This is a genomic window from Qipengyuania seohaensis, from assembly GCF_002795865.1.
GTDB lineage: Bacteria > Pseudomonadota > Alphaproteobacteria > Sphingomonadales > Sphingomonadaceae > Qipengyuania > Qipengyuania seohaensis.
In genome coordinates this window covers 965,001-982,887 of record NZ_CP024920.1, presented here as the reverse complement: position 1 = coordinate 982,887, position 17,887 = coordinate 965,001, and the positions used below count along the sequence as shown (strand labels likewise).

The window sequence follows — 17,887 nt, the reverse complement described above, 5'->3', positions numbered from 1 at the left end:
CCCGGCGCTAGGTGAAGCAGGCATAGAGTTTGCGCCCGCTTGCGGACAGCCAGCGATTGGCCCGCTCTATGTCGTCTTCGTAAAGGTCGTCGAGGAGGGTGTGGAACGCCTCGCTGTGATCGAAATGCACGAGATGGGCGACTTCGTGCGCGACGACCGAACGGCGCACGAAATCGGGGGCCATGATGAGCCGCCAGTTGAGCCGCAGCACGCCCTCGCTTGAACAACTGCCCCAGCGGCGCCGGGCGCGGGTCAGCTTCACCGGCGCGACTGGGAGGGAGGCGCGCCTGCAATAGAACGCAGCGTCTTCGGCGAAATGGGATTGAGCCTCGGTTTCGAGGAACCGCTGCAACCGCTTCTCGAGCGTTTCTTCCGGCCCGCCCAGATTGAGCGTCTCTGAAACTAGCTCGGGCTTGCGCGGCGCGTCCTCTCGCCAGTCGATGGCAATCTCGCCGCCCTTGTAGGGCAGCAGGCGGGTGGCGACAGGATCGAAGGCTTCGGGCACCTTGCCGAGTTGCGCCTGCAGCCAGGCTGCACGCGCATGGGCAAAAGCGATCGCTTCCTTGCTGGCACACCAGCGCGGCAGGGTGATGAGTACGGCCCGTCCATCGGGCGCGAGACGCAGGGTCAGGCGCTTGGCGCGGGCGTGGCGGCGCAGTTCGATGGGGATTTGCCGACCGCCGAGATCGATGGCAGGCTCGAGCGATTCGGAACGGAGCCACTCGATCACGCCGGCTCCTCCTCGCCGTCACCCCATTCGACGATGTGGTGTTCAAGCGGGCCCGCTTCGTCCTCGCTGATTACGCGGCCCGCGACCGAGATTCCTGCGGCAATTACGGCCTCGCGATCGCCTGAAATCAGGTAATGCCAGCTTGGCAATGGGCGGTCGTCAGCCCTGCGGCGATAGGCGCAGGTGTCCGGGAGCCATGGAACCTTGTCGACCAACTTGAGCGTAAGGCGCAGGCAGTCCGGCACGAAGGCCTTGCGGTTCTTGTAGTCCTTGCAACGCGCCGTCGAGCAATCGAGCAAGGTGCAGGCGACGTTGGTCTCCTCGATCTCGCCCGTGTCCTCATATTCGACCTTGTGCAGGCAGCAGCGTCCGCATCCGTCGCACAGCGCTTCCCACTCTTCCTGGTTGAGCTTCGCCAGCGGAAGCTCCCAGAAGCGGGCCCTCAACGCACCCATTTCGCCAGTTCCGTGGCCACGGCATCGGGCCCCTCGTCGGTCGGCAGCATGGCGATCGGTTCGCCTGCGGGACCGAACAGGTAAGTGATGTTGGAATGATCCATGAGGTAACCGCCCGCCTCGCTATCCGCACCGCGCGCATAGTATACGGCGAACTTGCCTGCTGCGGCCTTCACCTCTTCAGGCGAACCGGTCAGCCCGATCAGCCGGGGGTGGAAGGCGTCGGTGAATTCCGCGACGACTTCCGGCGTATCGCGTTCCGGATCGATGGTCACGAACAGCGGCTGGATCTGTGCGCCCAGGTCGGGCTCGCTTTCCTCGAACTGCTTGAGACCGGCCATGGCGCGCTGCACGTCGGTCGGGCAGACATCGGGGCAAAAGGCATAACCGAAGTAGACGATCCGGTATTTGCCGTCGAAGTCGCTCCAGCTGACCGGCGAATTGTCTTCTCCCGTCAGCGTGAAATCGCCGCCAAGAGCCGCACCAGCCAAGGGCGGTTCTTCAGCGGGTTGGGCGTTGCAGGCAGTCAGTAAGAGTGCGGCCAATACGGCAGGAAACTTGTAGGGCATGACAGGTTGGTTCATGGTCTGCTAAGCGCCCGCATTCAAGGGCATGCAGACTGTTCTCAGACGGAAAAATCACGGGAGTTCCCTAAGGTGCGCGTAAATCCGGTCACTCGTTTCCTGACCCTCACCATCGGCATGGCGAGCCTGGTGGCGACTCCGCTCGCCGCGCAGGGGCAATCCGATGGGTACAAGTTCATCAAGGCGGTCCGCGACCGTGACGGGACCGAGGCCACGGCCCTGCTCGACCAGCCGGGCAGCACAATTGTCAACGCGCGTGAAATCACCTCCGGCGAAACTGCCATGCACGCAGTGGTCCAGCGGCGCGATCTCACCTGGGTGCGGTTCCTGCTCCAGCGCGGTGCCAACCCGAACATTGCCGACAACAATGGCGTCACGCCGCTGCAGATCGCCGTGCAACTCGGCTTCATCGAAGGGGTCGGGCGGCTGATCAAGGGTGGGGCTGATGTCGATGTTGCCAATTCTACCGGCGAGACCCCTCTTATGACTGCGATCCATCGCCGCGACACCGGCATGATCGAAGTCCTGATCGAAGCTGGCGCCGATCTCGACCGGACCGACAACAGCGGCCGCACGGCGCGCGATTACGCCAAGCTGCTTGCCTCGAACGAAAAAGTGATGGCCGCCATCGAAAAGGCCGAAACCGCGCGCGACGGCGAACCCGAAACATACGGACCGAGTTGATGACCGACACGCAGGCAGCCGATATCGCCGATCTCACGCTGGACGAGCTGAGGCTCGTGCTAGCCCCCGCGATAGCGGATGCCGCCATTTTCGACGGCTGGAGCGATGCGGCCCTGGAAATGGCCGCCGACCAGATGGGTGCGGACATCGATGTCGCGCGTCTCGCCTTCAAGGGCGGTGCGATCGACATGGTCTTCGCCTGGATTGAGGCGGTCGACATGGCGATGGCAGCAGCTTTCCCTGATGAGAAGGTCGCGCAGATGAAAATCCGCGAGCGAATCCGCAGCCTGGTCCAGTTCCGGCTGGATGCCGTCGCCGGACAGGAAGAGGCGCTTCGACGCGCGCTCGCGATTATGGCAATGCCGCAGAACGCCCCGGCTTCCGCCAAGCGCGGCTGGCAAACCGCCGACCTGATGTGGCGGCTCGCTGGAGATACGGCGACCGATTACAATCACTATACCAAGCGCGCGATCCTCGCATCTCTTTACGGTGCAACTCTCGCAGTGTTCGTAGAAGACGAAAGCGAAGGCAAGGCCGAGACCAAGGCCTTTCTCGATCGCCGAATCGAAGGCGTGATGAAGTTCGAAAAGGTGAAGGCCAAATGGCTAAACCCCGATCGCGAAACTTTTAGCCTGTCACGTTTCCTCGGCCGGCTGCGCTACCCGGCGCGCTAATTCGCTATTGATAACCAGTTGCAATTAGCTGTGCGCTCTGACAGGGCGTCAGCATGACTCTGGACGTTCTCGACAGCGGAAAACCGGCGCGCATCGTCGCCGTGAACTGGGCCGGTCTGGCCGAAGACGAAGGCAAGCGACTGAAGGCGCTTGGCGTGGACGAAGGTGCCGAAATCGCCGTGGTCCATCGCGGCGTGTTCGGCGGACGCGATCCTCTGGCGCTTCGGCTCGGCAACATGACCATCGCCATCCGCCGCGTCCACGCCCGTGCAATCGAGGTGGAAGCAGCATGAGCGCGAAACGCACAGCGGCGCTTGTCGGTAACCCCAATTCGGGCAAGTCGGCCCTTTTCAACGCACTCACCGGTGCGCGTCAGAAGATAGCCAATTATGCCGGCGTGACGGTCGAGCGTAAGGCAGGACGCCTTTCGTTGCCGAACGCTGCGCCGGTCGAGCTGCTCGACCTGCCGGGTTCCTACAGTTTCGATGCGGCAAGCCCCGACGAGGCAGTCACCCGCGATGTGGTGAAGGGCGCCTTCGACGGGGAGGCGGCACCCGATGTGCTGATCCTCGTGCTCGATGCAGCAAATCTCGAACAGCACCTCGTCTTCGCGCAGGAAGTGCTGGAACTGGGCAAGCCGACGGTCGTGGCGCTCAACATGGTCGACCTGGCCGAGCGCGACGGACTGACCCTCGACCCCGAAGCCCTGTCCGAAGCCTTGGGCGTGCCCGTTGTGCCGACCGTCGCCGTGCGTCGCAAAGGCATTGCAGAACTGACCGATGCTATCGCCGAGGCGCGCACCCATGCCGACGAAGAAGCACATACGCGCTGGCATCTGACGCTGCCCGAGCGCCGCCTGACGGCAAAGCACATCGCCCGCAGCGCGATCCTCTCGAAGTCGACCCGTCACACCATCGAGAACGGAGTCGACCGCATCCTTCTCAATCCGTGGATCGGGCCGTTCATTCTGTTCGGCCTGTTATTCGTAGTCTTCCAAGCCGTATTCGCGTGGGCCACCCCCTTCGCCGATGCGCTTGAAGGCGGCGTGGGCGCGATTTCGGGAGTGGTTTCAGAGCGGCTTCCCGAAGGCCTTTTACGGGATTTCCTCGTCGAAGGCGTACTTGCCGGCGTCGGATCTGTGGTCGTCTTCCTGCCGCAGATTGTGATCTTATTCTTCTTCATCCTGGTGATGGAAGCGAGCGGATACATGGCGCGCGCCGCGTTCCTGATGGACCGGCTGATGGCACTGGTCGGCCTTTCGGGCCGTAGCTTCATCCCCCTTCTGTCCAGCTTCGCCTGCGCCATTCCCGGAATCATGGCGACGCGCTCCATTTCCGATCCCAAGGACCGGCTGACCACGATTCTGATCGCGCCGCTGATGACCTGCTCGGCGCGCCTGCCGGTCTATGCCGTGGTCATCGCCGCGGTCATTCCGCAAACGACGGTAGGGCCGGGTATCGGCCTCCAGGGCCTTGTCTTGTTCGCGCTTTATGTAGCAGGCATCGTGGGTGCGATGCTCGTCGCCCTCGTTCTGCGCAGCACAGTGACGAAGGGTGCGGCGTCGGGCTTTATCATGGAGCTGCCGCGCTACCAGCTGCCGCGCCTCAAGGACCTTGCCATCGGCCTGTGGCAGCGCGCCTGGGTGTTCCTGCGCCGTGCGGGTACGATCATTTTCGTGGCGACGATCGCGCTGTGGGTGCTGCTCAGCTTCCCCAAGGCGGAACCTGGCCAAAGCCAGCTCGACGCAAGCCTCGCAGGCGCGGTGGCCGATACGCTGCACCCGGTTCTGGAACCGGTGGGCTTCAATCGTGAAATGAGCCTTGCGATCATTCCGGCACTGGCCGCGCGCGAAGTCGCCGTGTCCGCGCTCGCGACGACCTATGCCGTTGATGCGGAAGACGAGGACATCGCCGCCGAGGGCGTGACCGCGAAGATCGCTGCGCTTTGGAGCCTGCCGACCGCGCTGGCCTTCCTCGCGTGGTTCGTCTTCGCCCCGCAATGCCTATCGACCATCGCTGTCGCCCGCCGCGAAACGAACGGATGGAAGTGGCCGACTGTTATGGTGGTCTACCTCTTCGCGCTCGCATGGCTCTCTGCCGGAGCGACATACTGGATAGCGACAGCGGCGGGTCTTTAGCTCCGCTTCGGTGGAAAGCTCGTCTGCGACCTAGAACCTGTGCGCTGGCTCGGTTAGGCCACGGCTAACAGTTACGAAGGAACGATTCGATGGCAGGTAGCCTCAACAAAGTCATGCTGATCGGTAATCTGGGCGCAGACCCGGAAATCCGCAGCTTCCAGAACGGCGGTAAGGTCGCCAACCTACGCATCGCCACCAGCGAGACGTGGAAGGACCGCAACACCGGCGAACGCCAGGAACGCACCGAATGGCACACCGTCGCGATCTTCTCCGAAGGCCTGATCGGCGTGGTCGAGCGTTTTCTGCGCAAGGGTTCGAAGGTTTACATCGAAGGCCAGCTCCAGACCCGCAAGTGGCAGGACCAGAGCGGCAACGACCGTTACTCGACCGAAATCGTCCTACGCGGCCTCAATGGCACGCTGACCATGCTGGACGGTGCCCAAGGCGGTAATCGCGGCGGCGGCGGCGGCGGTTCCAGTTGGGACCAGGGCGGCGACCAGTCTTCGGGCGGCGGCGACAATTGGCGCAGTGGCGGCGGTTCGTCGGGCGGTGGCTCGCAGGGCGGCAGCTCGGGCGGCGGATCGAACTACGACGATCTCGACGACGACATCCCGTTCTGATCGCGAAGGCGACAGGATTTTGCAAAGGGCCGCCATGGAGCGGCCCTTTTCTTTGGTCGCTTACTTCTTGAGCGCCGCCAGGGCTTCCGCGAGCGGTCCGCTAGGGGCCCTGTCCTCGTCGCTCTCGATGCCTTTCTCGGCCCGGATGCGGTCCGCGTCGGGACCTTCACGAAAGGGATCGATGGCGAGGCCGAGCGTCTGTGCGATGGCTTCGCCGATGTCGAAAGTCTCGCCCTCGTATTCGATTTCGTCGAGGTCTTCGAGACTGAGCTCGAACTCCTCGTCGGGCTCGTGCGCTACCGGCGCGCTCTCGGGGACAAAACGAAGTTCGAAGCTCTCGGTCACCGGATAGGAAATGTCCTCGCGGCTGACGGCGCAGGGCTGGACGATGATGGCATCCAGCGAACCCTTGGCGATAGTCGCGCCGTCTTTCTCGTCGAAATCGACTGCAGCGGTCAGCTTTTCGATCGCGGTAACGGAGAACCGTTCGGCCAAAGCGGCGCGTTCGCTGTCGGTCGCGTTGATGGTGAGCGTATCGGCAGGAAGTGCGCGTGGCTTGATCGGGCGGGAAAGCTCGGCTGTACTCATGCGGCAAACTCCCCTGCGCGGAGCTGAGTTGCGTCCGAGCGCGCCAGCCGCTTGTGCAGGCGGATCATGCGCTCGGCGAGGGCTTCCGCTTCGTCTTCCTGCGCCATGGTGACATTGCGCCTCAACGCATCGGCCAGTGCGACGCGGTCTTCGGCGGCAAGCGCCGTGCGATAGGCGCCCAACCGGCCGCCCATGCTGCTCATAAGATTGCCGATTTTCTTGCCAACGGTGGGATCGCCGATGCCGGCCTCGCGCAGCTGGCCTTCCATGTCCTCCACGAACAATTCGGTCAGCAGCGCTGTGTGCGGCGCAAGCTCTTCTTCCGTTTCCATCTTCAGGATGGAAAGGCTGAGAACCAGCGTGACCATGTCGAAACGGCCTTCCAGTGTATCGGCCACCCCGCACATACGGTACCAGTCCGGATCGCGGGCTTCCTCAACGACACGGTGCCAGAGCGGGCGCCATTGTTCGCGCGGGTCTTGCTGGGTGCCGAACAGGCGGGCAAAAAAGGTCATCGGGTAAAAGCGCTTTCTTCGACTATCGTTCAGCGGCAATTAAAGCCGCCATCCCCACCGGTTCGCGATACGCACGTTGCAAGGCGCGCGCCTTTCGGTTTAGGGCGTGAGCCGCATATAGGATGCGCTGGCGAGCACGCCAAGCGCACACCAGGATGGAGACATGCTGTTCCCATGAACAGGTCCAAGATTTTCGGTATCGCTGCCATTCTCGCAGCGGGTCTCGCAACGACCGCCTGCTCGTCGATTCGCGAGCCGCGCGGTTACATCGTCGATTCGCTCCTGCTTGGAACGGTCCAGCCCGGCATCGACAACCAGCGCAGCGTGGAGGAGACGCTCGGCCGACCGACCTTCACCAGCCAGTATGGCGAACCAACCTGGTATTACGTGTCCAGCACGACGGGGCGTAAGCCCTTTGTCCGCCCCTCTATCCGCGAACACCAGGTGCTGGCGGTCAAGTTCGACGCGGCAGGCAATGTCCTGTCCGCCGATCGCAGCGGAATGGAAAAGGTCGTCTACCTTTCGCCTGATGGCGACGAGACGCCGACCTTGGGCCGTGAGCGCAGCTTTCTCGAAGACCTGTTCGGCAATATCGGCACGGTCGGCCAGCCGGGTCTTGGCGGTCAGGGCGGTCCGGGTCGCTGATCGCTTGACCCCTTCGCTCGGCACCCCATATCCGGCGGCATGAGTGAACAAGACAATCGCCACGGGCTTACCCAGTGGCATGGCACCACGATAATCGGCGTACGCAAGGGCGATCGGATCGTCGTTGCCGGAGACGGACAGGTCTCCATGGGCAACACGGTCATGAAGCCCAATGCCCGCAAGGTCCGCCGGATCGGCGAGGGCGGCAAGGTTGTGGCCGGGTTCGCCGGGGCGACGGCGGATGCCTTCACGCTTTTCGAGCGGCTCGAAAAGAAGCTGGAACAGTATAGCGGACAGCTGCTGCGTGCTGCTGTCGAGCTGACGAAGGACTGGCGCACGGACAAATACCTGCGCAATCTCGAAGCCCTGATGATCGTGGCGGACAAGGAAAACCTCCTCGTCCTAACCGGCAATGGTGACGTGCTGGAGCCCGAAGGCGGCATCACGGCCATCGGCTCGGGCGGCAATTATGCGCTCGCCGCTGCCAAGGCGATCGCCGAATACGAAGACGATCCCGAGGTGATCGCGCGCAAGGCGATGAAGGTCGCCGCCGACATCTGTGTCTTCACCAATGGCAATGTGACCCTCGAAGAGGTCTGAGAGAATTCATGGACAATCTGACCCCCAAGGCGATCGTCGCGTCGCTGGACGAACACATCATCGGCCAGAAGGACGCCAAGCGCGCCGTCGCCGTGGCGCTGCGCAATCGCTGGCGCCGCCAGCGCCTTGATGCGGATCTGCGCGACGAGGTGACGCCCAAGAACATCCTGATGATCGGCCCCACGGGCTGCGGCAAGACCGAGATCAGCCGCCGCCTGGCAAAGCTGGCCGAAGCGCCTTTCGTGAAGATCGAGGCGACCAAGTTCACCGAGGTCGGCTATGTTGGCCGCGACGTCGAACAGATCGCGAGAGACTTGGTGGAAGAGGCGATTCGCCTCGAAAAAGAACGCCGCCGCGAAGCTGTGCGCGAGGCAGCCAGCAAGGCCGCCATGGACCGCCTGCTCAACGCCCTTGTCGGAGAGAACGCCAGCGAAGCGACGCGCGAGGCCTTCCGCGAGCGCATTGTCCAGAACGCGATGAACGACACCGAAGTCGAAATCGACGTGAAGGACCAGCCGAGCAGCAATATGGAAATCCCCGGCATGCCCGGCAATGTCGGCATGATCGACCTTTCCGACATGCTCGGCAAGGCGATGGGCAAGGCGCCGACCAAGCGCCGGAAGCTCAAGGTTCCCGACGCGTGGGACAAGCTGGTCGAAGAAGAGGCCGAAAAGCGCATGGATCAGGATGACGTGCACCGCGTCGCGCTGGAAAATGCGGAAACCAATGGCATCGTGTTCCTCGACGAGATCGACAAGATTGCCGTCAGCGACGTGCGTGGTGGTTCGGTGAGCCGTGAAGGCGTGCAGCGCGACTTGCTGCCGCTGATCGAAGGCACGACGGTTGCGACCAAGTACGGCCCGATGAAGACCGATCACGTGCTCTTCATCGCCAGCGGCGCGTTCCACGTGGCCAAGCCTTCCGACATGCTGCCCGAACTGCAGGGTCGCCTGCCGATCCGCGTCGAACTGCGTGCGCTGACCGAAGAGGATTTCGTCCGCATCCTTAGAGAGACACGCGCGAATCTGGTGGACCAGTATCGCGCGCTAATCGCCACCGAGGAAGTGACGCTCGACATCACCGAGGACGCGGTTGCCGAAGTGGCGAAGATTGCGGCCCGCGTTAACGAGAGCGTCGAGAACATCGGCGCCCGCCGTCTGCAGACGGTTATGGAGCGCCTGCTCGAAGACATCAGTTTCGAGGCGGAAGAGCACAAGGGCGAGACGATCACGGTCGATGCAGCCTATGTCCGCGAACGGCTCGAAGATTTGTCGGGCGACACTGACCTCAGCAAGTATATCCTGTGAGCCGCGATACTGTCCGTGATCTTGCCGCGATGCTCAAGCAGCTATCGCCGCAGCTGGACCCGGACCGTTATCGCTATGTGCAGATCGTTCCGTCAAACGCCCCGCAATTGCTTGGCGCGGCCATAGCCACCTTCCGCGAAGACGAGGGCGTATCCGCCATCGTCCCGGCGGCGATCGCCGACCAGGCGGATGTCGATGGCCCCGATATGGCTCGCATCACTCTGGGGGTTTATTCAGACCTCGAGGGCGTGGGGCTGACCGCTGCGGTCGCTACGTGCCTCGCCGATGCCGGGATCGCCTGCAACATGGTCGCCGCGATGCACCACGATCACGCGTTCGTGCCTGCCGCGAGGGGCGAGCAAGCGCTGTCCCTGCTGAGGGATCTGGCCAGATCTTCCGCCTAGGTTGCGGTCAGGATTTCAGGAGTTCGTCCAGTCGCTGCTGCAGTTCGACCAAGATGGCCTCGCGCTTTTCGTAACCGACCAAGACATGCCCGTTGCGGCCCATATTGTCGAAAAGCTCGTTGAGGAACTGCTGGTTGGCGCGCATCTCTTCGACATTGCATTGCGGAGCGAAGCGCAGGTCCGGATTATTCAAGAAACCCCAATCGAGTTCCGTATCCGCCATCCTAGGGAGCGCTGCGATCTCGATCGCATCTGGATGGCGGCTGTAGAGACGGAACAACTCGTTCGTGCGTTCTTCATGATTGGCGCGCTCGCGGTCCCTAAAGAGGATATAGCGTCGCAGCTGGCTCTTGACGCTCTCATCTTTCAAGCGATCGAAACGCCCGGTCGCTAGCAATTCTTCGACAATCGGTAACTGGTCAGCTGCGAGGCGATGGATATGCGAGGCGGCGAAGACGTTGCACTCCTCCGGTGTTAGCTCTCGCGGGTTAGCCGAGGTGTAAATGACGTCTTGGGCCTGCACGTAGAGGTCCGCTCTCGCTTGCAGCCCTGCGCGTTCCTGACGGACAGCCTCGAGCAGCGTGCCGGTTTCCGCCTGGAGCCGCGTCAGAATCTTCGCTTCGTCCTCGCGCTCCTGTCGTGCCTCTTTCCAGTTCGCGGCCTGCAGGCCGAGGAAGACGCCGCTCACGACGATCAGGAACTCGGCCACTAGGGCGAACCAGTTCTGATCGCGCAGATGCGCAGCGATCCTGTTCAGAAATACCGGTGCCTTCCCCTCCGCCATGCGCCGAGTATGGAACACCTGCCGCGATGCGCAAGGGCAAACTGAGCCTAGGGGTGCGGTGCCAGCCCGATCTCTACACCGGTCTTGTCGGTCAGCGCGAACTTGTCGACCAGGTCAGAGCTAGCCCTGTTCAGGCCGCGTACCTGTACGCTGCGGCCGTTGCGGCGCATGCGCTCCACCACCTTGTCGAGCGCTCCGATTGCGCTGATGTCCCAGAAGTGGGCCTTGCGCACGTCGATGATAACGTGGTCGGCGGGGTCCGGCATGGAGCTTTCGGGGCCGAGCGCGGCTTCGAAGCGTTCGACGCTGGCGTAGAAGATCTGGCCCTTGGCACGGTAGATAGCAGTGTCGCCCTCGCGCTCGCGCACGACCTCGAACATGGTCATCACCTTGTGGGTGAAGAACACGCCCGACAGGATCACGCCCGCCAGCACGCCAAGCGCAAGATTGTGCGTCGCGACCACCACCACGACAGTGGCGAGCATGACGACGCTCGACTGCCACGGGTGCTTGGAGATGTTGGGTATCGAGTTCCACGAGAAGGTGCCGATCGACACCATGATCATGATCGCCACCAGCGCCGGCATCGGCACCTGGCCGACAAGGCCGCCAAGAACGGCGAGCAGGATGAGCAGCGACAGGCCCGCCGTGAAGGTCGAGAGGCGTCCGCGACCACCGCTGGTCACGTTGATGACCGACTGGCCGATCATGGCACAGCCGCCCATACCGCCGAACATGGCGGCAACGACGTTGGCGATACCCTGGCCTGCGCTCTCGCGGCGCTTGTTCGAGCCAGTGTGCGTCATGTCGTCGACGATCTGCGCAGTCAGTAGCGACTCAAGCAGGCCGACAGCGGCCATTGTGGCCGCATAGGGCGCGATGATGGCGAGTGTCTCCCAGGTAAGCGGCACGTCGGGCAGGGCGAAATAGGGCAGGCCTTCGGGCAGCTCGCCCATATCGGAGACAGTATTGACCGGTGCATCCAGCCAGATCGTCAGCGCGGTCAGCACGATAATCGCGATCAGCGGGCTGGGTATGGCGGTGGTGAAGCGCGGAATGATGTAGATCATCGCGAGCGCGGCCGCGACCATGGCATAGGTCATCCAGCCGATGCCCGCGGCGGTCGGATCGAGCTGCGGCAGCTGCGCCATGAAAATCAAGATGGCGAGCGCGTTGACGAAGCCGGTGATCACCGATCGCGAGACGAACTGCATCAGCAGGTCGAGACGAAGCAGCGCCGCGATGCCCTGGAAGATGCCCATCAGGATCGTTGCTGCGAACAGGTATTCGACCCCGTGGTCGCGTACCAGCGGCACAACGACCACGGCAACCGCGGCCGTGGCCGCGCTGATCATGCCCGGCCGACCGCCAGTGAACGCGATGACCATCGCAATCGCGACAGAGGCATAAAGACCCACGCGCGGATCGACGCCCGCGATGATCGAAAAGCCGATCGCTTCGGGAATGAGGGCCAGGGCCACAACGATGCCGGCAAGGATGTCTGCGCGGATGTTGGAGAACCAGTCGCGTTTGATCGCGCTGCGGTCGAGCATGCTTTGTCCGTTCGTCTTACGTGGAGTTGGGCAGGCGGCGGCCTGCATGTGAGGCCCCTTTGGCCTATGTTGCGCTGCAACACAACCTTCGGGGGTAAAGGCCGCGTGGTGTGGTTCGCAGAACCTGCTTGCCTCTCCGTCGAGCCGGGGTCCGTTTACAGGCTGCCGTTTGCTAGCCAGATTCGGGCAAATCAATCGACAGGGGTAGGGACATGATGAAATCCGCCATTCTGAGCGCCGGTGTAGCGACGCTCGCGATCCTCGCTGCAAGTCCGGCCATCGCCGACGATCGTGCAGACGCTGGCGGAGCCATTTCCGCACCCGCCATCGAGTACGAGCGCTGGACGCTGGACAACGGCCTCCAGATCATCGCCATTCCCGATGCTTCCACCGGCACGGTGACGACCTCCATGTGGTATGAGGTCGGCTCGAAGCTCGACCCCGAAGGCCGCAGCGGCTTTGCGCATCTGTTCGAGCATATCCTCAGCCGCAAGACGCGGAACATGCCGTACAATATGATCTACGGCCTGACCGCCGATGTCGGCGGGACCCGCAATGCTTCGAACAGCTCCGACCGCACCAATTATTACGAGACCGTCCCTGCGGAATATCTCGAAGCGATGTTGTGGACCCACCGCGAACGCATGGGCTTCCCTGTCATCGACCAGGAGGTGTTCGACAAGGAACGCGACGTGGTGAAGGAAGAGCTTCGCCAACGCGTGCTGGCGCCGCCCTATGGCCGCTTCAGCCGGTTCGTCCTTCCCGAAAGTGCCTATGACACCCTGCCGTATCGCCGCCCCGGCATCGGCAGCATCGAGGAACTGGACGCCGCGACGCTCGACGATGCGCGCGCATTCTATCAGGCCTATTACGGGCCGGACACGGCGACCCTGATCGTTGCAGGCAATTTCGAGATGGATCGTCTGCGCACGATGGTTTCGGATTATTTTGCAGATATTCCGCGCCGTTCCGATCCGGTCGAGGTAACCGTCGATGCCGCGGCGATGGAGCGCACCGCGCCGCGTACGGTCAATGCGACAGCTCCCAACGTTCCGCTGCCGCTGGTCGGGACCGTGTGGAAGCTGCCCCCGCTGACCCACCCCGACGCTGCGCCGCTTGAAGTGATGGATGCTATCATGTCGCGCGGAGACAACAGTCGGATGCACGCGGCCCTCGTTCGCACCGGCAAGGCGGTCGAGGCAGTTCACTTCGCCAACCTTCAGGAAGAGGGCGGGATGCTGGCCCAGTTCGCGGTGACCAATCCGCAGGCCGATGCAGAGGAGGTACGTTCGATCCTAGGGGCCGAACGCAGGCGCATGATGGAGCAGCCGGTCTCCGCTGCCGAGCTTGCGGAAGCAAAGAACGAACTGATCGCTTCAGCCTTGCGCCAGCGCGAAACGGCACGCGGCCGCGCTTTCGAATTGGGCGAAGCGCTGGTCAGTACCGGGGATCCCGGCTTTGCCGACAAGCGCCTTGCCGCCATCGCCGCTGTGAGCATTGAAGATGTCCAGCGCGTGGCCCGCACCTATTATCGGGAAGATGCGCGCACGGACATTACCTATACGGCAGGCGAAGACGATCCTTCCGCCTACGCCAATCCCGTCCCCATGCCGAAATTCCGCAGCTTGCCGCCCGCCGACGGCGAGCCGCTGTCGGTTGCGCCCGAAGGTGAGCGCGAGCCTGTGCCCGGACCCGGCGAACGCCCGGTAGTCGAGGCCGCCGCAATCGTCGAACGCACGCTCGATAACGGTATCCAGGTGGTCGCTGCGCAAACCGGCGACGTTCCCCTCGCAACGATGACCGTGTTGGTGCCCGGCGGTTCCATCAGTGATCCGCGCGCCAAGGCCGGTATCGCCGAGATGGCAGCGACGCTGGCGGACAAGGGCGCGGGCGGCATGGAGGAGAGCGAGATAGCCCGCCGACTCGAAAGCCTCGGCGCGAGCTTCGGTGCGACAGCCGGTTCGCAAGGTTCTTTCTTCAGCCTAACCGCACCGGTCGAGAATATGGACGAAGCGGGCAAAGTGCTGGCGGCAATCATTACCAGCGCGGACTATCCGCAGGAAGCCTTCGAGCGCGAGCGCAAGCGCGCCGTCGATGGCCTTGCAGTCCAGTTGAAGGACCCCGGCGGACTTGCCCGCATGGTTGCGCGACCTGTCCTTTATGGCGATGCGCCCTTCGGAACTATCCCGAGCGGGACACAGGAAAGCCTGGCGTCGCTCACTCGCGAGGATCTTGTCACGCATCGCGCAAGATACTGGCATCCGCAAAGGACGCAGATCATCGTGAGCGGAGGCATCGCGCCAGAGCGTGCGGTCGCGCTGGCCGACACTTTGCTGGGCGACTGGATTGTCGATACTCCGCCGCCGGCCGAGATCGCCGATCCGACCGGGCAGGGCGAGCCCGTCCGGACGATCGTCATCGATATGCCCGATGCAGGGCAGGCTGCTGTCTATGCCGGCATGCGCGCGCCCTCGCGCACGGATGCTGAGTATCACCCGCTGGAAATCGCCAATGCCATTCTTGGAGGCGGGTCGAGCGGGCGTCTTTTCGAAGAGGTCCGGACCAAGCGTTCGATCAGCTACGGTGCGGGGAGCGGGCTCGGCACCGATATGCTGCTCGCTTCCGCGCAGACTCAGAACAGCACTGCGGACGAGGTCGTACAGGTCTTCCTCGACGAATTCGACCGGCTCGGCGATGAGGCCATCGATGACGAGCTGCTCGGGAAAAGGCGCCTTTACCTGAGTGGTGGCTATGCCCGCAGCCTCGAAACCTCCTCGGGGTTCAATTCGATCGTCGCGAACTTGCTGCTCGACGGCTTGGAGCCTGCAGAGGCGGCTCGGTACGCCGACCGTCTCGCTGCCGTATCACCGCAAGCCGCCACGAAGGCTGCAGCGGATTACGTTGGTTCGGAAAAAGCGACCATAATCGTAGTCGGTAAGGCGGACGAATTTCTCGATGACCTCAGGGCCATCCGTCCCGATGTCGAAGTTATCGATGCCGAGGCGATCGACCTTTCGACCCCCGCCCTTACTATGGCTGGAGAATAATCAGCTGACGGGCTCCGCCTGGCTTTCTGCCGCCTGGCGGGCCCACATCTCCGCGTAGAGGTCGTCCCGCGCCAGAAGTTGAGCATGGGTGCCGCTTTCCGCAAGCTGGCCGTGATCGAGGACAAGGATCCTGTCGGCGTTCGCGATTGTCGACAGGCGGTGAGCAATGGCGAGAGTGGTGCGGTTTTCACTGACCCGGTCGAGGGTCTGGAGGATGTCCTGCTCGGTTCTCGTGTCGAGCGCACTGGTCGCCTCGTCCAGCACCAGGATCGGCGGGTTCTTTACCAGCGTTCTGGCAATGGCGACCCGCTGCTTCTCACCGCCCGACAGCTTGAGTCCGCGCTCGCCGACTTCGGTGTCGAAACCTTCGGTCAGGCTTGCGATGAAGGGCAGGATTGCGGAATCGCGTGCGGCCGCAATTATGTCCGCCTCGCTCGCGCCTTCCCGGCCATAGGCAATATTGTACCCGATGGTGTCATTGAACAGGACGCTGTCCTGCGGGACGATGCCGATTGCGGCACGCAGGCTTTCCTGTGTGACCTCGGCGATGTCCTGTCCGTCGATAAGGATGCGCCCCGATAGCGGGTCGTAGAAACGGAACAGCAAGCGCGCGATGGTGCTCTTTCCCGCACCCGAGGGGCCGACGATGGCGACATGACTCCCTGCCGGGACTTCGAAGGACAGGTCCTTCAGGATCTGCCGGTCCTCGTCATACCCGAAAGATACCTTCTCGAATGCAATGGAAGGCTGGCGGACGACAAGGGCAGGCGCCCCCGGCCTGTCGGCCACTTCCACATTGGTGTCGATAAGATCGAACATGGCGGCCATGTCCACAAGGCCCTGGCGGATGGTGCGATAGACCCAGCCCAGCATATCGAGCGGACGGAAGAGCTGCATGAGGTAGGTGTTCACGAACACCAGGTCGCCCACGGAAAGCTCGCCTTTGCTCCAGCCCCAAACAGTATAGGCCATTGCGCCTGCCATCAGGGCATTGGTGATGAAGGCCTGCACTATGTTGAGAAGGCCGAGCGAGGAATCGGATTTGATCGCGGCTTCGCTGTATGCCTTGGCGGCGCGGGCATAGCGCGCCTCCTCGCGCTTCTCGGCGCCGAAGTATTTGACTGTCTCGAAATTGAGAAGGCTGTCGACGGCGCGCGACAAGGCGAGGCCATCGAGATCGTTCATGTCGCGCCGCAGTTTGGTGCGCCATTCCGTGATCTGCCGCGTCACTCCTATATAGGCGACAACCGTGAATGCCGTTGCAGCCACGAGGCCCCAACCGAAGTTCAGGTAGAAGATGACGCCGACCGCAACCAGTTCGATGATGGTGGGCGCGATATTGAAGAGCAGGAAATAGAGCATGGAATCGATGCTCTTCGTACCCCGCTCGATAATCTTGGTTACCTCCCCCGTGCGCCGGGAAAGGTGGAAGCGCAGTGACAGGCGGTGAAGCCGGTGAAAGACGTCTTCGGCCAGATGGCGCGTCGCTTCCTGTCCGACCCGCTCGAACACGATGTTCCTCAGATTGTCGAAAGCGGTCCCGGCAAACCTTCCGAGGCCGTAAGCGAGGACCAATGCCATGGCGACCATCGCCGCCTCGTTGGCCGGGCCGGTCATCGCGTCCACTGCCTTCTTATAGGCGAAGGGCAGGGCGAGGACCGTGCCCTTGGCCAGAAGGACCAACCCCATTGCGATGACGATCCGCCGGCGCAGGCCCGGATTGTCCTTGGGCCATAGATAGGGAAGGAAGCGCTTGAGCGTCGCCCAGCTATCGGCGTCGTGCCGCTGGTCTGATGTTATCGTGTCTGGCGGCATGGGGCGCTATGTGGGGCGCGCGGCCCGCGCCGACAAGTTCAGGGGCCGGGACTGTCGCGAAAGATGCCGTTCTGGATGAGCGATGGTCGGCCAACACCATTCGGCAGATCGAACAATACCGTGCGGCTGGAGAAATCGATCGCGACGCGTTCGAACATCGACAGGTTGCGAAGACCGAGGATGAGCGCCGGCTTGTCCGTATAACCCAGCGCATGGAAGGCCGGACTATCGGCGAAGCCTATAGGCGCTCTCTTGATGGTCACTCCGCCGATTACGATTTCCCTCGCATACGCAAGGTCGCTGCTCAGGTGCACTCCGTTGACGTCGGAGATGAAGAGCTCGTCACGTTCGCCCTTGCGCCGTGACAACCGCTTGAGGAGAGCGGGATTGCCGAAGGAGTGCTGCGCGCCCGTGTCGATGATCACTGCCGTGCGGATGCCATTCACCCGGGCATCGGTGATTATCATCTGGCCCAGCTTGTTTCGCGCGCGCACGATGATCTCGTAGCCGCGATTGCCGCCGAGTTGTTCAGCGTCGGCCACAGCGATGCGGTCTTCGCGGAAATCCATTGCCACTCGCAGGTCCTGCAGGCTGTCGAGCCCCAGGATGCCGTCGGCTCCTATATGGTGGCCGTCCAGAAGGGGGGCGACCATCCCGTTGAATACGCGATCGGCAAATTCCAGCCCGTCGAGTTCCACCGTATCCACCGTCTCGGTCGAGCCCATGGCGACAAGCAGGGCGCGCC

At 62.8% G+C, this 17,887-nt stretch carries 19 protein-coding genes (1 of these 19 running past the window's edge); 10 read left to right on the top strand and 9 right to left on the bottom strand.

The window, feature by feature from the left end; translation table 11 throughout:
• Positions 1-7 precede the first annotated feature (7 nt).
• The 3 genes from CVE41_RS04745 to CVE41_RS04735 are packed head-to-tail and all read right to left on the bottom strand — an operon-like array spanning position 8 to position 1,769.
• Positions 8-730: a M48 family metallopeptidase gene (locus tag CVE41_RS04745; RefSeq protein ID WP_100259616.1), complete on the bottom strand. Its 723-nt coding sequence runs from the start codon at positions 728-730 to the stop codon at positions 8-10.
• A complete protein-coding gene (locus tag CVE41_RS04740) occupies positions 727-1,185 on the bottom strand; it encodes a YcgN family cysteine cluster protein (protein WP_100259615.1) in 459 nt (152 codons plus the stop codon). Before CVE41_RS04740 ends, CVE41_RS04745 begins: the two co-directional genes overlap by 4 nt.
• Positions 1,173-1,769: an SCO family protein gene (locus CVE41_RS04735; RefSeq protein ID WP_100259614.1), complete on the bottom strand. Its 597-nt coding sequence runs from the start codon at positions 1,767-1,769 to the stop codon at positions 1,173-1,175. Before CVE41_RS04735 ends, CVE41_RS04740 begins: the two co-directional genes overlap by 13 nt.
• Before the next feature lie 72 nt (positions 1,770-1,841).
• Between CVE41_RS04735 and CVE41_RS04730 the strand changes: the two genes are divergently transcribed.
• From CVE41_RS04730 to ssb, 5 genes are all read left to right on the top strand, one after another.
• Positions 1,842-2,453 (top strand): ankyrin repeat domain-containing protein, encoded by a 612-nt coding sequence (locus CVE41_RS04730; RefSeq protein WP_232725796.1) that lies wholly within the window; start codon positions 1,842-1,844, stop codon positions 2,451-2,453.
• Positions 2,453-3,127 (top strand): COQ9 family protein, encoded by a 675-nt coding sequence (locus CVE41_RS04725; protein ID WP_100259613.1) that lies wholly within the window; start codon positions 2,453-2,455, stop codon positions 3,125-3,127. The genes CVE41_RS04730 and CVE41_RS04725 overlap by 1 nt, the downstream gene beginning before the upstream one ends.
• Before the next feature lie 53 nt (positions 3,128-3,180).
• Entirely contained in the window at positions 3,181-3,420 is a 240-nt protein-coding gene (locus CVE41_RS04720) for a FeoA family protein (protein WP_100259612.1), read from the top strand.
• Complete coding sequence (feoB, locus tag CVE41_RS04715) at positions 3,417-5,264, top strand: ferrous iron transporter B (protein WP_100259611.1); 1,848 nt, start codon at positions 3,417-3,419, stop codon at positions 5,262-5,264. Before CVE41_RS04720 ends, feoB begins: the two co-directional genes overlap by 4 nt.
• A gap of 89 nt (positions 5,265-5,353) precedes the next feature.
• Complete coding sequence (gene ssb, locus CVE41_RS04710; RefSeq protein ID WP_100259610.1) at positions 5,354-5,884, top strand: single-stranded DNA-binding protein; 531 nt, start codon at positions 5,354-5,356, stop codon at positions 5,882-5,884.
• A 60-nt stretch (positions 5,885-5,944) separates the two neighbouring features.
• Here ssb and CVE41_RS04705 read toward each other — a convergent pair whose 3' ends face one another.
• Both CVE41_RS04705 and CVE41_RS04700 read right to left on the bottom strand, forming a co-directional pair.
• The gene (locus tag CVE41_RS04705) at positions 5,945-6,472 is read right to left on the bottom strand and encodes a YceD family protein (RefSeq protein ID WP_100259609.1); all 528 of its coding nucleotides are present in this window, start codon (positions 6,470-6,472) and stop codon (positions 5,945-5,947) included.
• The gene (locus CVE41_RS04700; RefSeq protein WP_100259608.1) at positions 6,469-6,987 is read right to left on the bottom strand and encodes a ubiquinol-cytochrome C chaperone family protein; all 519 of its coding nucleotides are present in this window, start codon (positions 6,985-6,987) and stop codon (positions 6,469-6,471) included. The genes CVE41_RS04705 and CVE41_RS04700 overlap by 4 nt, the downstream gene beginning before the upstream one ends.
• Before the next feature lie 174 nt (positions 6,988-7,161).
• Between CVE41_RS04700 and CVE41_RS04695 the strand changes: the two genes are divergently transcribed.
• Genes CVE41_RS04695 through CVE41_RS04680 form a run of 4 tightly spaced genes read left to right on the top strand, consistent with a single transcriptional unit; the run spans position 7,162 to position 9,943 of the window.
• Complete coding sequence (locus CVE41_RS04695) at positions 7,162-7,632, top strand: outer membrane protein assembly factor BamE (protein ID WP_100259607.1); 471 nt, start codon at positions 7,162-7,164, stop codon at positions 7,630-7,632.
• Between the two features lie 39 nt (positions 7,633-7,671).
• Complete coding sequence (gene hslV / locus CVE41_RS04690) at positions 7,672-8,232, top strand: ATP-dependent protease subunit HslV (RefSeq protein WP_100259606.1); 561 nt, start codon at positions 7,672-7,674, stop codon at positions 8,230-8,232.
• Between the two features lie 8 nt (positions 8,233-8,240).
• Entirely contained in the window at positions 8,241-9,539 is a 1,299-nt protein-coding gene (hslU, locus tag CVE41_RS04685) for an ATP-dependent protease ATPase subunit HslU (RefSeq protein ID WP_100259605.1), read from the top strand.
• Positions 9,536-9,943 (top strand): ACT domain-containing protein, encoded by a 408-nt coding sequence (locus tag CVE41_RS04680; protein WP_232725795.1) that lies wholly within the window; start codon positions 9,536-9,538, stop codon positions 9,941-9,943. Before hslU ends, CVE41_RS04680 begins: the two co-directional genes overlap by 4 nt.
• A gap of 7 nt (positions 9,944-9,950) precedes the next feature.
• Here the strand turns inward: CVE41_RS04680 and CVE41_RS04675 are convergent, their stop codons facing one another.
• Both CVE41_RS04675 and CVE41_RS04670 read right to left on the bottom strand, forming a co-directional pair.
• Positions 9,951-10,727, bottom strand: a complete 777-nt coding sequence (locus CVE41_RS04675) for a hypothetical protein (RefSeq protein ID WP_100259604.1) — start codon at positions 10,725-10,727, stop codon at positions 9,951-9,953.
• A 47-nt stretch (positions 10,728-10,774) separates the two neighbouring features.
• Complete coding sequence (locus CVE41_RS04670; protein WP_100259603.1) at positions 10,775-12,280, bottom strand: SulP family inorganic anion transporter; 1,506 nt, start codon at positions 12,278-12,280, stop codon at positions 10,775-10,777.
• Positions 12,281-12,492: 212 nt separating this feature from the next.
• Between CVE41_RS04670 and CVE41_RS04665 the strand changes: the two genes are divergently transcribed.
• On the top strand, positions 12,493-15,327 hold the full coding sequence (locus CVE41_RS04665) for a M16 family metallopeptidase (RefSeq protein ID WP_100259602.1): 2,835 nt from the start codon (positions 12,493-12,495) through the stop codon (positions 15,325-15,327).
• Here CVE41_RS04665 and CVE41_RS04660 read toward each other — a convergent pair whose 3' ends face one another.
• Positions 15,328-17,142, bottom strand: coding sequence for an ABCB family ABC transporter ATP-binding protein/permease (locus tag CVE41_RS04660; RefSeq protein ID WP_100259601.1), 1,815 nt, complete (start codon positions 17,140-17,142; stop codon positions 15,328-15,330). It lies immediately after the preceding gene.
• A gap of 38 nt (positions 17,143-17,180) precedes the next feature.
• Positions 17,181-17,887: the 3' portion of a retroviral-like aspartic protease family protein gene (locus tag CVE41_RS04655; protein WP_232725794.1), read on the bottom strand. 286 nt of this gene lie beyond the right edge of the window; 707 of the gene's 993 nt are visible here — the last part of the coding sequence; its start codon lies beyond the right edge, outside the window; its stop codon occupies positions 17,181-17,183.